Source organism: Limosilactobacillus reuteri, from assembly GCF_013694365.1.
GTDB lineage: Bacteria > Bacillota > Bacilli > Lactobacillales > Lactobacillaceae > Limosilactobacillus > Limosilactobacillus reuteri_E.
The window spans coordinates 1,084,232-1,099,778 of record NZ_CP059275.1 but is presented as its reverse complement, the minus strand read 5'-3'; the positions used below and the strand labels follow the sequence as shown (position 1 = coordinate 1,099,778).

The 15,547-nt window shown below is 40.2% G+C and carries 18 protein-coding genes, 1 tRNA gene and 1 pseudogene; all 20 read right to left on the bottom strand.

All coding sequences use genetic code 11. The annotated features are described in order from the left end of the window. Positions 1-146: 146 nt before the first annotated feature. The gene (gene yjeM / locus HHK02_RS06445) at positions 147-1,652 is read right to left on the bottom strand and encodes a glutamate/gamma-aminobutyrate family transporter YjeM (RefSeq protein WP_085650248.1); all 1,506 of its coding nucleotides are present in this window, start codon (positions 1,650-1,652) and stop codon (positions 147-149) included. Next, the gene (locus HHK02_RS06440) at positions 1,653-3,074 is read right to left on the bottom strand and encodes a basic amino acid/polyamine antiporter (RefSeq protein WP_181462170.1); all 1,422 of its coding nucleotides are present in this window, start codon (positions 3,072-3,074) and stop codon (positions 1,653-1,655) included. Continuing rightward, entirely contained in the window at positions 3,075-4,196 is a 1,122-nt protein-coding gene (locus tag HHK02_RS06435; protein ID WP_181462169.1) for an aminotransferase, read from the bottom strand. Beyond that, complete coding sequence (map, locus tag HHK02_RS06430) at positions 4,197-5,054, bottom strand: type I methionyl aminopeptidase (protein ID WP_085650250.1); 858 nt, start codon at positions 5,052-5,054, stop codon at positions 4,197-4,199. It abuts the gene before it with no gap. Then, positions 5,055-5,513: a flavodoxin gene (locus HHK02_RS06425; protein ID WP_003674777.1), complete on the bottom strand. Its 459-nt coding sequence runs from the start codon at positions 5,511-5,513 to the stop codon at positions 5,055-5,057. Continuing rightward, on the bottom strand, positions 5,514-5,951 hold the full coding sequence (locus tag HHK02_RS06420) for a GtrA family protein (protein ID WP_003670651.1): 438 nt from the start codon (positions 5,949-5,951) through the stop codon (positions 5,514-5,516). Continuing rightward, positions 5,952-6,113, bottom strand: a complete 162-nt coding sequence (locus tag HHK02_RS06415; RefSeq protein ID WP_181462919.1) for a hypothetical protein — start codon at positions 6,111-6,113, stop codon at positions 5,952-5,954. It abuts the gene before it with no gap. Further along, complete coding sequence (locus tag HHK02_RS06410) at positions 6,114-6,353, bottom strand: hypothetical protein (RefSeq protein ID WP_229411836.1); 240 nt, start codon at positions 6,351-6,353, stop codon at positions 6,114-6,116. It abuts the gene before it with no gap. Then, positions 6,354-7,475, bottom strand: a complete 1,122-nt coding sequence (gene wecB, locus HHK02_RS06405) for a non-hydrolyzing UDP-N-acetylglucosamine 2-epimerase (RefSeq protein ID WP_181462168.1) — start codon at positions 7,473-7,475, stop codon at positions 6,354-6,356. It abuts the gene before it with no gap. Next, a tRNA-Arg gene (locus HHK02_RS06400) sits at positions 7,476-7,548 on the bottom strand. Beyond that, a complete protein-coding gene (locus tag HHK02_RS06395) occupies positions 7,549-8,850 on the bottom strand; it encodes a DEAD/DEAH box helicase (protein WP_003670655.1) in 1,302 nt (433 codons plus the stop codon). Next, on the bottom strand, positions 8,851-9,870 hold the full coding sequence (locus tag HHK02_RS06390) for a Gfo/Idh/MocA family protein (RefSeq protein WP_085650253.1): 1,020 nt from the start codon (positions 9,868-9,870) through the stop codon (positions 8,851-8,853). Then, entirely contained in the window at positions 9,871-10,233 is a 363-nt protein-coding gene (locus tag HHK02_RS06385; RefSeq protein WP_003670659.1) for a DUF4828 domain-containing protein, read from the bottom strand. After that, the gene (locus tag HHK02_RS06380; protein ID WP_085650254.1) at positions 10,234-10,809 is read right to left on the bottom strand and encodes an LOG family protein; all 576 of its coding nucleotides are present in this window, start codon (positions 10,807-10,809) and stop codon (positions 10,234-10,236) included. It lies immediately after the preceding gene. Continuing rightward, a complete protein-coding gene (locus HHK02_RS06375) occupies positions 10,810-11,733 on the bottom strand; it encodes a lactate/malate family dehydrogenase (protein ID WP_181462167.1) in 924 nt (307 codons plus the stop codon). Next, positions 11,734-13,263: a glutamate--cysteine ligase gene (locus HHK02_RS06370; protein ID WP_181462166.1), complete on the bottom strand. Its 1,530-nt coding sequence runs from the start codon at positions 13,261-13,263 to the stop codon at positions 11,734-11,736. Continuing rightward, entirely contained in the window at positions 13,264-14,283 is a 1,020-nt protein-coding gene (locus tag HHK02_RS06365) for a DUF3114 domain-containing protein (RefSeq protein ID WP_181462165.1), read from the bottom strand. Beyond that, positions 14,284-14,739, bottom strand: coding sequence for a GNAT family N-acetyltransferase (locus tag HHK02_RS06360; RefSeq protein WP_181462164.1), 456 nt, complete (start codon positions 14,737-14,739; stop codon positions 14,284-14,286). After that, positions 14,740-15,447: a Bax inhibitor-1/YccA family protein gene (locus HHK02_RS06355; RefSeq protein ID WP_181462163.1), complete on the bottom strand. Its 708-nt coding sequence runs from the start codon at positions 15,445-15,447 to the stop codon at positions 14,740-14,742. After that, positions 15,448-15,546 (bottom strand): annotated as a pseudogene (locus HHK02_RS06350) (zinc ribbon domain-containing protein); the annotation flags it as partial. Between the last annotated feature and the right edge of the window lies 1 nt (position 15,547).

Sequence of the window (15,547 nt, the reverse complement as noted above, 5' to 3'; positions counted from 1 at the left end):
TATTATGAATAATAGTAAGATAACGTGGAACTAGCTTCGCGTCGCCACAAGGCTCGAGTCTAAGTACGAACGATAATCAGCCCGTGCCGTGCTAATCATCGTTCTAGCTTAGCCCACCGCCTTGTCGAGAAGGTTATTTCCCACTTTTACCCTTCAACATGGTGACGCTTTGCGGAAATTTGATAGAAGACCAACGCAACGATTGCAAAGAAGATTGGTCCAGCAAGTGTCCAGAAAGCTGTTTGATAATCTTTTTGTAATAGTGGTTGAACAAACGTAAAGACGATTCCGACAATTAAAATCAATTCAACGAAACATACTAATACATCCGTCCAGAAACGGTTCTTAAAGACAACGAATGGCCGGTCAAGGTCCTTCTTTGCCTTAAAGAATGGGAAAGCCCCGATCAAGAAAACATATGGGAAACAAGTTGAAACGTTCGCCATATCAGTCAAAATCAAGTAGAACTGTTGAGCAGCATTTCCACCAAAGGCAACCAAGAAAACAATAATTGAAACAATAATTGCTTGAAGCCACATTGCATTTGCAGGCATCCCCGCCTTGTTAAGTTTCGTAAGTTTCTTTGGCCATAATTCTGGATTAGAACCAAGAATGAAGGCCTTGATTGGGGAGTAAAGCAGAATAAACAACGCGCCCAAAAAGCCAAGGGTCTGTGCAAAGGCAACGATCCGCGTCATGATAAGTCCAAAAGTAAGGGCAGCACCGTGCGACCATCCAAGCGTATCCCCCATGGTAACCCCTAATTGATTAAAGACAACATAGGTAACATTACCAAGGTTAACGCTGCTCTTAGTCAAAGTTTGTTGATAATTTACTGACCAACCGAGCATGAAAATCATTAAGACATAAGTACCAATTGTAAAGATACTTGCGATGATCAATCCACGAGGGAATGTCTTTTCCGGATTTTTCATACTATCAGTAACAGACCCTAATGATTCCATTCCACCGTAAGCAAAAATAGCATAAACAACAAACGAAATAATGGCAATTGGTGTCTGGAATTGTGGATTAGGTGATGTAATGAAAGTTGAAGCACCATGAATTGGTTGCTTTAAGATTCCCTTATCGGCGACTAAAACAATAACACTGACAATAACAAAGATAATGTTAACAACAATTGTAAAAATACCACCAAGTGAACCAACTTTAGCAATGGCGGTCATTCCCCGTGAACTGCACCAAGTTGTTCCAAGAATCAACAGAATCCCAAGGACCCCAATCAATTGAGTCGAAGTCAGACCAAATGCATGCCATTGTTGGGTAGTATCCTTACCAAAAAGCAACGCAGAAAAAGTAATCCAAATCCGTGATGCTGTTGATACCATCCATACAATCCAAGATGCTAGCCATACGAAAGTACCGACAAAGGCGATTCGTTCACCAACTGAACCGGCAAGCCAGGAATAAATGCCCCCTTTAGCATCCTTAAATGTGGAACCGTACTCTGCCATCATCAAGCCACAGGGAAAGAAGAAACAAATCCCTGCTAATGCGTACCAAATAATACTACCGTAACCCATTTGTAAGTAGGCGTTTGAAACATTCCCAAAACCAAAAATGGCGGTAATGATCATCGTCACTAGTCCAAAGGTAGTAATCATCTTTTTATTACTACTCTGTTCGTCCAATTAATTAATTGAAATTGTTCCGTTGATTACTAATACTAAAGAAATAACCGCAAAGACAGCGATAATCCCCATTGCCCATTTTTCCTTTACTGTGATTGAGTGATGGAATTCCTTGCATGCTTGGACGTAAAAGAAGAATCCAGGAATAAAACCGACTGAAACGACCATTATTTCTTTCCAGCCAGAGAGAACCATTGCCATCAGTTCAAAGAGAGTGGCGATTAGTCCAATAACAAATTGTCCCCATTCTTGGTGTTGCCAACTGTACATCATCTGGTAAATGCCAACAAGGAGGTAACAGATCAAAATCGCAGCCGTACAAAGCGTATATGCAAAGTTGTAAGCATAGGTAGTGAAAAGTAAAGAGAAGAGGAAGATTGATTGAAGAACCCCGGTGATTATTAATGCCCGTGTTGGCGCTTTTTTGTCATTTAGCTTACCCCATGATGTTGGAAGGGTTTCATCATTAGCCATTAGCATTAATGATTCAGCTGGTAGCATTGTCCACGAGAGCCACGAAACTAATACTGAGATGATCAATCCAATACTGATCAGAGCGGCACCCCATGTTCCAACCAGATGTTGCATGATAGCACCAAGCGCCGGTTGACCACCAGCTGCTAACTGGGCGCGGGTCATTACCCCGTATGGCAGAATAGAAACCACAATGTAGATAACGAGTAGGCTTATAAGACCGAAGATGGAAGCCCGTTCAGCATCAGTCCGTGTTTTGGCACGACTAGAAAGAACCGAGGCACCTTCAACGCCGACAAATAGCCACATCATTACCATAATTGAGGCCTTTACTTGGTCATAGATTGAACCAGTTTCGATTTTTGAACTGAGATTCTGTGTTACATTGCCCCAGAAATCAGCAGTAAAAATCTTAGCTTTAAAACCAAGAATCACACAGATAACAAAGACGACTAATGGAATAATCTTGCAGATTGTCCCAATTGAATTGATGAAAGCCGCTGATTCGATCCCTCGATTTACCAAGAATGTCAAAACCCAGGTTAAAATAATTGCAACAATAATTGAGAATAAGTTTTGACCATTGGCAAATAGGCTGGGGAAAAACGTTCCAAGGGCGCTCATCATAATCGTCGCAAAAGCAATATTGCCGAGCCACGCTGAAAGCCAGTATGCCCAACCAGAAATAAATTCGCCCAGCGGACCAAAAGCAGCTGCCGCATAGCTGAAAATCCCTGAATCAAGGCCTGGCCGCTTTTGCGAAAGATTAGTTAGGGAGAGAACTAAAGTCAAGACGCCAATCCCTACTATTATCCAGGCAATGATTGCTGGTCCGGGAGCCGCCGCGGTAGCTAAATCACTGGTAATTCCAAATACTCCCGAACCAATTGTTGATCCCACGATTAAAAGGGTTAGTTCCGTCGTATTAATACCTTTTTTCTCACTCATCTAATCATATTGATGCATATACTTTGAAAGCCGCTTTAAGCCTTCTTTTAAGGTTGCCTCTGGTGCGCAGTAGCCGAGGCGAACGTGGCTCGGAGTATCAAAAGCATCGCCGGGCACGAGGAGAACTCCTTCGTCATGAAGCAAGTTTTCACAGAAGGTATGAATATCAACTGGCACATTAAGCTTTGGGAAGGAAGTGGAGACTGCTTGTGGCATGATGACACTTGCTCGGTCTTCATGATCAATCCAATCCTTATAAATGGCGAGGTTGCCAAGAACTAACTTCCGGTTCCGGGCGAGAACTTGATCACGGTGGCGTAAAACATAGGTAGCGAGCTGGTCGTTAAAGACTCCTCCACAGATCATGGTGTAGTCACGGAACTTACGGAAGATATCGGCAACTTCAGCGTTAGTCGCGGTCCAACCGATTCGAACTCCTGGAACTGAATAAGTCTTCGAAAGAGAATTAGTAGAGATTCCTTTATCGTAAAGATCAATAATCTGCGCAAATATTTCGGGGTGATCGAGGGGCAAGTAGACTTCATCAACAAGAACATAAGCATCGACTGACTTAGCAATTTCAACAACTTGTTCGAGAAACTCTTTATCAAGAACCGTTCCCGTTGGATTATTCGCGTTGTTTAGACAAATCATTTTAGTATTAGGTTTGACCAGCGCTTTTAGGTCATCGATTCGTGGGTACCAGTCATCTTCTTCATGAATATGCCAGTAATCAACATCTGCACCTAATGATTTAGGAATGTCGTAGAGTTGTTGGTAAGAAGGGTATTCGGCAATTACATGATCACCGGGATTGATCAAGGCATAGAGAGCTAAAATATTTGCTCCTGTGGCACCATTTGTTTGCAAGATATTTTCCGGATCAACATGGTGATATAGTTTAGCAACTTCTTCTTTGAACTCGGGTGATCCTTCAATCCACCCGTAGTTCATTTGCTGCTTATCAAGCATCTCATAAAACTCTTCACCATTGTTACCATCTAAATTTAAGAGATCGTGCATACTCAAAGAGGCGATTGTACTTTGTGAAATATCATAAGTCGCGCTCTTTTCCCACCTATTTAGCCATGCTTCGACACCAAAATGTGCTATTTCTACCATTTAATTTTCAAACTGCTTAGCAACCTTTTCTGCGATCTCACGGTAATGGTCTAAGTACTTAGCATAATTATCATCGTACATGTAATCAGCATCTGCTTCTGGATCTTGAGACGTCAAAATCTTCGGACCATCATTCGTAATAACTAAGGTATGTTCGTATTGGCAACTCCAACCACCATCAGCAGTCTTGGCAAGCCAACCACTTGGATCACTGGTATCAGCTTCCCACGTACCGGTGTTAATCATTGGTTCAACAGTAATGGTCATCCCATTACGAAGACGGATTCCTTGACCGTGTTCGCCGTAGTGAGGCACCATTGGATCTTCATGCATTGTTGGTTGAATACCGTGACCAACAAATTCACGGACATCCCCATAGCCATTCTCATCTTCTGTGTAGTGTTGAATCACCGCACCAATATCACCAATCCGGTTACCAGGAACACATTGGTCAATTCCCATAAACAGTGACTTCTTAGTAACGTCCATTAACTTTTGGATTTCAGGGGAAACTTCTCCTACCGCATAGCTCCAGCAAGAATCACTGAAAGCACCGTCGACACTGACAACCGTATCAACCTTTACTAAGTCGCCCTTCTTTAAGATTAACTTCTTACGAGGGAATCCGTGACAAATTTCATCATTAACACTAACACAGGTAGCGTACTTGTATCCTTCAAAGCCAATTTGTTCAGCTTTAGCTCCAGCAGCCTTGAAGTACTCCCGAGCGAATTCTTCGATCTTCCAGCTTGAGATGCCTGGCTTAATAATTTTACGAAGGCCAAGGTGCATTGCTGCTAAGGCTGCCCCGGCCTTTTCCATTGCATCGATTTCTCGAGGTGATTTTAAACTAATCATTTAATCATTCAGTTTAGCCGCCTTTTCTACTAATTGCTTAGCGAAGGCATCGAGCTTTTGAATGTCTTCTTCATCTGGTGCGAGGTTGATTTTAACATTTTCAGCGCCCTTAGTTGCCCCTGTCTTGGCAAGGGCATCCCCAAATTTATCGACGGCGACACAGAAGTCATCCCCATAGAAAGTATCACCAGAGCCGGCAACTCCGTAAACTTTGCCTGCTAGTTGTTCTTCTTGCAAGTCTTCATAAAAGTCAATTCCTTCTTCTGGAAGAGCTCCCTCATCGTAAGTGTAAGGACAGATCACACAAATATCAGCTTCTTCAAAGTCAGCTGGATCAGCCATTGTCATTTCAACTTCATCGACTTCTACTCCTAAATCTTCAAGAGCGTCAGTAATAATGTCCGCAACGTCTTCATTATTACCGGTAATGGTTGCGTATACTACAAGTGCTTTTGCCATTTATTTATCTGCAATATCACGGTTATCTTTGAAGATTAACCACTTTGAGAAAATATAATTAGCAATTACCACAATGACATTATCAATAAATTTAACGATAAATTGTTGGAGAGGTGTATCGAATTTCAAAACTTTGATACCTACATACGTAATTATTAAATCGATAAATAAAGTCAATCCACGATAAAAGAAAAATCGGAAAATTTCAACAATAAAGTCACTAACGGTAGTGTAATGGGAACCAAATACCCAGACTTTATTGGTAAAATAAGCAACTAATACGGATGCAAACCACGCAATTACAGTTGCAAGGGCAACATTCCAGTGAAGTCCCGGACTCAAAATCTGGAATACTGCTAAGTTAACCACCGTTGTGACAACGCCCCAGAAAAGGTAGGCAATGATTGACTTATATTTTACCCACAGATCCTTAATCATTCATTTAAAGTATAGGTATTGTCGTGAAAGGGTGACGGTATAAGTTTTCGCTTCATTAGAAGAGGTTACGAGTGCTTGATCGTTTTCAAGTTTAACGTGACCGTCAGCAATTGCTGTATAAGCTTCTAATATTTTTTCAATTGGTGGGAATTTTTTCATCATTTAGTTTGCTTTAGGTGATCGTAATGATCCACGTTTAACGATAATTGGTAATTGCTTTAGGGCATTGTAAACATGATGAAGTTCCGTCTCTGCTTTCTTCTTATCAATTCCTTTAGCAGTCATAACAGCATCAGCAGCTTGCGCATAATTACGCTTATATTCTTGATTGATTTTATTCCAATCAACTCCAGCAAATTGTTGAGCTAATTCCTTATCATAAGGTAACTTTCCTTGAAGCATTTATTGTTGTGATAAGTATTTTTCAACAATTTTAAGAATCTTTTCGCTTGCGTGCCCATCTCCAAATAGTACTTCCGCTAGTTCCATTTGCCGATACTTCTTCTCATCATTTAACAATTCAAAAACCGCTTGTTGAATCGTTGTCGGATCAGTACCAACAATTTTTACGCCCCCTAGGCTGACCGCTTCTTGACGTTCTGTTTCATCACGTAAAAGCAAAAGAGGGCGATGCAATGCTGGAGCTTCTTCCTGCAAACCGCCTGAATCAGTTAACAGAATCGAACTCCGGGCAGCAATATTTAAGAAATCATGATGATTTAATGGTGTAATAAGATGAATCCGGTCATGATCTCCTAAAATATCATTAGCCAGTAATTCTTCTTCTGGATGAGGATAGACAGGAAATATCAGGTCAAGATTGTTGTTAGTTTCCACAATATCACGCATTGTATGGAAAACACGCTTCATGGGGGCGCCGAGGTTATCTTTGCGCCGCATTGTCATTAATAAAATCCGATTATCTGCTGGGATGGACTGCAGTAAAGGATGCGTAAAATCTTCTTGTAAATTATGCTTCACGCTATCAATTGAAGTATTTCCAGTAACATAGATTCGTTTTGCTGGATGGTGCTCTTGCAATAAATTATCGCGGGCACTTGTCGTTGGCGCAAAATAAAGGTCTGCTAGATTATCTGTAAGGCGCCGATGCATTTCATCAGGGAATGGCGAATACCGTTCATAAGTACGCAAACCAGCTTCAACATGGCCAAGTGAAATATGATGATAAAAACTAATCAAACTGGCAGCCAAACTTGTAGTAGCATCACCAGCCACAAGGATCATATCTGGTTGTCCAGCATTAATCACATTATTTAAGTTATGCAACAGTTGGCTCAATAGTTCAACTTCATTTGTACTTGTTACGTTCGATGAATCAACACTGAAATCAATTTGGAAATTCAAATATGCCAACGTGTCGTTTAATAATTGTGAATTTCCCGTTGCAACAAGAACTGGTTGCCAGGTCGCAGGATTTTGATGCATCAATCTAATGATCGGCGCCAACTTCAAAACCTCAGCCCGCGTACCAAACAAAAACATAATCTTATATGGTGGCTGCATTGATCCCATCCGGATTTGAACCGGAATCGACCGCTTAGGAGGCGGATGTACTATCCAATTATACTATAGGACCTTAGTTTTCGTTATTTTTACGACGATGCTTCAAACGAATTCCTTTATTTTTGCGATTCTTTTTCTTTCGCCGTTTCTTTGGCTTAGAGAATCCACTGAGAGTTTGATTCATCTTTTTATGGGTTTCCCCACTTAATTGTTCTTTTTGCAAGTGACGACTAGCCTGCTGTTTGATTGAAACCACCCGTTGACCCTCTTCTGGTTTCTGGTTGGTTAATTTATTATCACCAATGTAGAGCTTAGTTAGTTCATAGTCACTATCAGCAAGCAACTTCTTAAGGTCACGAATATCATGATCATCACCTAAACTAAGTGCTAATCCTGGTTCTCCTTGTCGCCCAGTACGACCAACCCGATGAATATAAGTATTGAGCGATGTCGGCAAGTCAAAGTTAATAACAGCAGGCAATTTAGGAATATCAATGCCCCGGGCTGCCAAATCCGTTGTCAACAATAACTTGATTTGTCGCTTCCGAAACATCCGCATTGCTTTTTCACGTTGTACTTGTTTCTGTCTACCACCCAAGGTATCTACCGGAACATGTTCGTGTCGCAACCGACTTGCAGCATAGTTAAGGGTGCGGGTACTGTTGAAGAAGACAAGCGCCCGAAAATCTTTAATACTTGTCAGCCGACGTAAAGTTGCTGTTTTTTGCGCATTGGTTCGTGCACTTAAGTAACCATGTTCTACCGGTCCCTGAGAAGTATCCTCATCACGAACATCAATAGTTTCAATATCGCGACCAAACATCACATTCAATTCATCCAGAACAGGAGATTTGGTAGCAGAAAAGAATGCTAGTTGAGTAGATAACGGGGTCGCACGCTCAATATCTTCTACGACAGCTAAAGTATCGTCTTGAAGCATGTCATCAGCTTCATCAATAACCATTGTCATTAAATGGCCGAGTTTTAAGTGATGGTTATCAAGCATATGGAGTACCCGTCCAGGTGTCCCTACTACGACATCAGGGTGTTGGTGTAAATTCATAACTTGTCGCCGTAAATTTGCCCCCCCTGTCAGGGATTGAACGCTAACGCCAATTAAAGTTGCCCATTCACGGATTACCTTGGTTGTTTGAATTGCCAATTCTTGTGAAGGTGCGAGAACCAATAATTGAGTTCCCTCGCCTGGCATAATCTTAGGCAAGAGTGGCAACGTAAAGGCTAGGGTCTTACCAGAGCCAGTCGGTGCTATTCCAAGGACAGATTGGTCAGTTTTTAATGCCGGCGCAACTGCTTTTTGGATTGCAGTTGGTTGCTTGTATTTTTCATCAAAGTGTTTTTGAAATTGTTCGATCAACTATTCTTGATCGTTATCAGATGGGAAAACTAGTTGAGCAGATTGACGAAGGGAGTACATAACTGAGTTGACCGTCTTAGATAATTCTAACCAATGCTTGTACTTCTTCATTTCTTCTTCATCATCAGGATTGTTAAAGAGGTCTGCGAAATCATTCATTTCATCAGTCATTGAGTTTTCTTCAACGGGCGCTTCGATTGGGTGCGCATTTTGGTCAGCATCATAATAAGTAACCTTTCGCGTATCAAAAATACTATCAAAGACTAAAGTATCTTTCAAGCCGTAAACTTCAGAATAAAGGTGGGAGTTAGCTGTCTTACCAAAGTTGAGAGTGACAGTAAATTTGTCATAGTTAAGAATTGCAACCCCTTTACCATCAACCCCAGTTTTAGTCAGAGTTGGGAAATAAACTACAGATTCTGGTTCACCGTAAATAGTAACGGCCCCATATACAGCATATACACCGAGGTCCATTAAAGCTCCCCCAGCATACTTAAGGGTAAAAATATTTGGATATGGTTCACTGCCATTAAGAACTTTATCAAAACGTGATGAGTATTTCATTACAGTGATGGTTGCTCCTTGAATATAATGTTCCTTCATCTCATCAACTTTCTTCAAGGCAGCTTGATAAATCTTGGTATGGATATGACGAGCTGCTTCAACCAAACGTGCCTTAGGATGGGCTGCCAATAATGATTCAATCGCACTGTATTCACTTGGATTTACGAAGGCTGGCTTTTCAACAATAATAAATTTATCGTTTTCAATTGCTTTCCGTGCTTGTTGGTAGTGCAAACTATTTGGTGAAGCAATATAAACGACATCAAAATCGCCCTCTTCAAAGAACTTATCAATGTTATCGTAAAATTCAGTTGCCCCATATGGCTTGCCAAACTTCTCAGCATGTTCTAATGTCCGAGAATAGACAGCTGTCAATTCATATTTTCCTGTTTTCTTGGCTGCATCTAACATCTGATCAGTAATAATATTTGTTCCAATAACACCAAGTTTTAACATTTATTTTAATGGTTGAATAGTATAAACTTGGTCATCAGCTTCATCGGTTAATGAAACTGGCCGTTGTTCATTTGCCCGAATAGTAATGTGATAACCAAATCGATCAAGGAAAACTAACTTATCAGGTTTGATTTGTTGAACCGTTGCCGGAATGATTTGGTTATCGATACCGAGCTTTAATTCAGGAGAGATGGTTATTTTATGAGAGCGATCTCGTTCTTTATCATAATATTGCCATGTGCCCGCATAAAAGATAGGTAACGAGATCGTATTATTGCTTTTCTTCGCACGACTGAACCCTAAAGTACTGGTGAGTCCAGCCATTAGTCCCGCGCCGAAAAGTAACATTCCTTTTTTTCTCATTTATTTTTGAGCGTACTGACGATGTGCCGGTGCTTTATAATTTTGCATAAATGCCAAAATCTGGTCAAACTGGTCACTAAAACAGATACTATTTAGATAAGGATCTTCTACAAAGCCCGCCTTATTCATTTGCTTAAATAGGTCGTTTAACGAATCATAAAAGCCATTAAAGTTGTAAAAAGCAACTGGCTTATGATTATCCCCAACTGTTGTCCATGAGGCGGCTTCGGTAATTTCCTCTAGTGTCCCAAAGCCGCCGGGAAAAGCTAATAACCCATCCGCAAGATCCATCATCGTTTGCTTGCGAATATCCATATTAGGGACAATTCTTACATCTTTTAATTCGTTATAAATGGCTCCACGTTCAGCTAGCTCAGTAGTTATTACCCCGTGAACAACGCCGCCATTTTTTAAGACTGTCCGAGCAAGGGTTCCCATCAAGCCAAACGCACCGGCACCATAAACTAATTCAATATCGTGTTGGACCAGCCATTCACCAAATCGTTGTGCTTCATGATTAAATGCCGGATTATTTCCATCACGCGCACCACAATAAACTGCAATTCGTTTAATCATCTACTCCCCTTTAATATTTTTTAGAGAATCTAATTGATGCTTAATTGTTGCTGCCGCACTCTTAATCTCTTCTTCTTCCAATGGGTAAAGTTTTAAGAGAAGAAGGTTGCCAATTCCTTGCCGACCAATTAACGCTGGAAAACTAATGTAAGTGGAATACTGCGGCTGATAAATTGCAATCGGCAACGCTAATTGTTCATCCGCAAAAATTGCCGTAATAATTCGGAGAGTCCAAGCAGTAACAGCACTAACATTGTACCCTAATCCATCGAGAGTGTACCAATTACTAAGGTTCGCCTTAATTTTAAGCTGACTTTGATCTAAGTGATGACCATTGATTGCCGCAGTTAAGGGTTGTCCATTCACACGAACAGTTGACCAAGCAAATACCTGATGACCATCGTGTTGCCCATAGACAAAACCAGTTACATTGGCAGCGGCGACCTTTGCGGCTTCTGCAATTGCCCGATAAAGGCGCGCCGTTTCAACAACCGTGCCAATCCCAATTACTTGCTTTTGCGGCAAGCCAACTTTTTGCTGGAGAACAGCAGTAATTGCCTCATTAGGATTAGTAAGGTTGATTAAGATCCCACTAAAATCACTCTTAAAAATCTTATTACCAACTTGTAAGGCCTGCTGATAGTTGGTCTCAAGCTCAGCCATTGGTTGTTGCTTCATCAAAGCACTCTTTCCAAAGGCGGTAATAAGGACATCCGCATCGGCTAAGGCAGCGTAATCTTGAATAATTATTTTTGTGTGGGTCGCCAAGACCGTTTGGGCATCATTTAAATCAGCCTGAATTGCAATAGCTAGTTGATCTTTTTCATCAATCAAAACTAATTCATCAACTTTTCCGTTCATTACTAATTGGTTGGCTAGCATTTCACCCACATGACCGAGGCCAATAATTCCAATCTTTCTCATTTACTTTTCCTGAAAATCCTGAACTTCTGGAAAATCACTAAGAATTACATCACGGGCACCCTTTGAGAAATCAAAAGCTGCTTGAGCATTATAGCTTTCTTGATGATCTCCTACATATAATACTACTTGCGTTGGTTGCAAGTCTATTTGGACACCTAACTCAATGGCAGCTTTAACCAATTGTTGAACATCATCTGAGTAAACATCGCTGATTGCTTGCAATGGATGTTGGAAATTAATATTTTTCGTGTAACGATCATTGGCAATTTTTAACCCAAATGATAATAAATCACCATTTTCAAGTTGATCTGCTAACTGACCGCTAAGAGTTAGCGAAGGATCATCCACTCGTCGTTGTACAAACTTCAAAGCAAGCTGGTATTCTCGCGGAGCATTAAACTCAACAATAAAGTTTTGCAACTCTGCGATTAACTGCATTGCTTCTTCATGCATCCACGGTAATTGTTCCTTTGGCTTTTGTAAGGCCACTCCATTATTCCGCTTTTTTGCTTCCGCTAATCGTTCCTCCAAGTTATCAGGTAATGGTGAAAGAATACTATTTAAAAGCATTAATTCAAGGAAGTTAATCGTATCGTCACTAATTCCTGTTCGCGACAACGGGTCAAGGTCAAAATTACGAAATTCAAGATAATCAATTCCCTTATGTAAGGCCCCATCAATATCATGCATATCATGGTTATGCCGCCGTAACCGTACCGGGCCAAAGAATTCCTTCATACTATAGTAAGTGCCATTGTCCATGAAGTGCTTTAGTTCTGCAAAATACTGGTCGTATGAAGTATAGGTAACTTGCTCATTGGTAAAGTTATCATCCCCATAATCACTACAACGCAAACTCCGAACTGGCAGCTCCAAATCCTCTGGAATACTATGTGGCATATCTTCAGAAACCGGACTTGCTCCATATAAGTACGTAAATAACCATTGATAAAGGTAGAACTTTTGCGCTAATTTAAAGTAAAGATGATTTTGAAAATCAATACGGTTTGGATACCGGTCCGCATAAAAGCGGTGATAAATCTCGTTGATTAATTCACCATCCAAACTAAAATTAACATGGACATCCCCTAAAATTTCTTGAACAATACCATATTTCTTCCCTAGATAATCATGAGTCTCTTGGTCCCATTTCTTAGTAAATGCAGTTTGTAAATATTCAAGGTCATGCTGATAAGTCGGTCCTGGCGCCATACTTAACGGCCATAATCGTTCATCACTCCGTAAATGTGAGATAACAATCTGCTCTAACATTTTTAGTTGCCGGACTGCATTTTTAGCTCCAACAACTGGACCCGTTTCAAAGTCCATCATGTCATCCGTATAGCCTGAGTTCAAATAAATATTATATTGCCGTGAACGCAGATTTTCAGGATATGGATAACGACTTGCCCGCCCATTGGTCAAAATTCGGTGCTTCTTTGCCTCTAAACCAAACTGTGAAGAAAAAAGTTTGGCATTTAATGACGGTTCTTTTAAAGCTACTTTAAGTTGATCATAATCGGTTCCCATTTATACCAATCTCCGCCACCAAGGAACATAAAAGTGCTGAAATGCTTTATTCTTAGCAAAGAAATGATTAATTCCGCTATTTTTACACTGATGTTCTTTTAATGAATTGACATAATCAGCATAAACTTCTATTCGCTGCGAATCTGGAACGCCCCGCCATGCGATAACATCCTGCATATTTTTTACTAAGTCAGCATAATTACCGCCATCATCATAATCAATAGGTGCCTGCCAATATTTTTTAGCAACCCTTCGAAGCTGACTATCGGTCGGTTGAGTAATATCAAGACGTTGATGAGTGTGACGATATTTACCAGTTACATAATACTCCCCATAGGGAATTCCATAGTTAAAAGATTCTGTATCAGCGATTTGCCGTAATTGATTGGTCGAATAATGCGTGGGGTCTGAATCAACTCTTCCTTGGTTATCAAAGCGATAAATATTCCATTGACTAACAAACTTTCCTGTTTCGATATCAACAATAAATTCAATCATTCGGGCTGGATTAGCATACCGACGATACGAATTACGAACTAATTGAACCTTCATATTAGAGGGGTAAGCAAATTTATGATGATAACGATTATGGTAATTAGCACCAGTTTTAAAGTCTAATTTAAAGTGATTATCGTGGGCATAGGAAAGCAATCGTTGAAAATCTGTCGCTTCTGGTGAAAGAGAGGGACGCTGATATTGGCGAATAAAAGTGATGTTTTGCCGATCAAGATAACTGCGAAATAAATGAATTTTGCGTCCTAACAAATCTGCTTTTAGCCCTTTCTTCCCTGAATAAGCCGTCACAACTAGATCACGAAAATAAGGATAGAAAAAACTGGTAGGGGCTAACTGAGGTGAAAATTGATATACAGTTGGTGAAAATTGAAGAAATCCATAGTTATCAATATAAGCTTGTAAATGGTGATTAATAATTAAATCAAGCTGTTCATGAGCGTTAAGACCGCTTTGTTTCAAGGTTCTTATATAATTAACGGAACCAATTTGATTTGCTTTTATCATTTATTTGTCATAAATATCATTTAACGGTTCATGAACCATCGTAATATGCTCGCGCTCGGCCTCCATAAAATGGTCACCCACAGATTCAAAACCATATTTTTTGTAAAAGTCCTCAACATAGGCTTGGGCATGAATAGTTATCTTAAAGTTGGGGAAATTCACTTTGATTCCACTTAATAAATGTTCAATAATCTTTCCACCTAAACCAATCCCGCGTGCTTGTGGAGCCACAACTACGCGACCAAAAGTTACAACATCATTCTGAATAAAATAACGTGCATAGGCAACTACTTCACCATTAGTAGTTGCAAAAACATGGTGCGCAAGTGGGTCACTATCATCCGGATCAGGATAGGAACTCTGTTGTTCTCCATTAAAAACTTGTACTCGTAACTTAAGAATGGCAAAAAGTTCATTAACTGTTAGTTCAGTAAATTGTTTATCAAACCATTGCATTCAACTTTCATTACTTGATCCAAAAATGTCTAAGAAACTAATAAAGAGATTAATAAAATCAAGGTAAAGCTGTAATGCACCAAGGACAGCTAGCCCATTGGATGATACTTGACCATTACACTCGGTATAGATATTTTTCATTCGTTGTGCATCCCAAGCTGTTAATGCCGTAAAAATGATTACCGCAACGATTGAAAGCAGATAATTAATTATTGGACTTTGCACAAAAAAGTTAACCAGCATGGCGATAATCAAGCCGATTAAGGCCGCACTGGCATAAGAACCAAGTCGCGTAAAATCACGGTGAGAAAAAGTACCAATAATCGCCATTGTTAAGAATACACCCGCTGAGGAAACGAAGGCTGTTGCAATATAAGTACCAGCATAAGCGCCTGCGATAAAAGCAAAGGTAATTCCGTAGACTATCGCTGTTAAAATTAATAGGAACAGACAAAGACCAGGACTACGAGTAGCATTAAAATTAATCCCAAACGTTAGGATAATTGGCAAGAGGATAATTAACCACATTCCCCAGCGGTTATTGACCATAAAAGCAGTAAATTGCTGAGCGAAAACAGTCATTACGAGCCAAGCGGTTAAGGCAGAAAGCAATACTGCCAGGGTCATTAAACCATACATTTTTGTTAAAAACTTATTTAAGTCGGTAATATCAACAACGTTTCGACGATTAGGTGAAAAATTATCCATCTATCGGATAGCTAATCCTTTTTGCAAGATGACTTGTGCAGCGTTAATATCACGATCTAAATGTTTACCACAGTTTGGACAATCCCACTCACGTACCGCT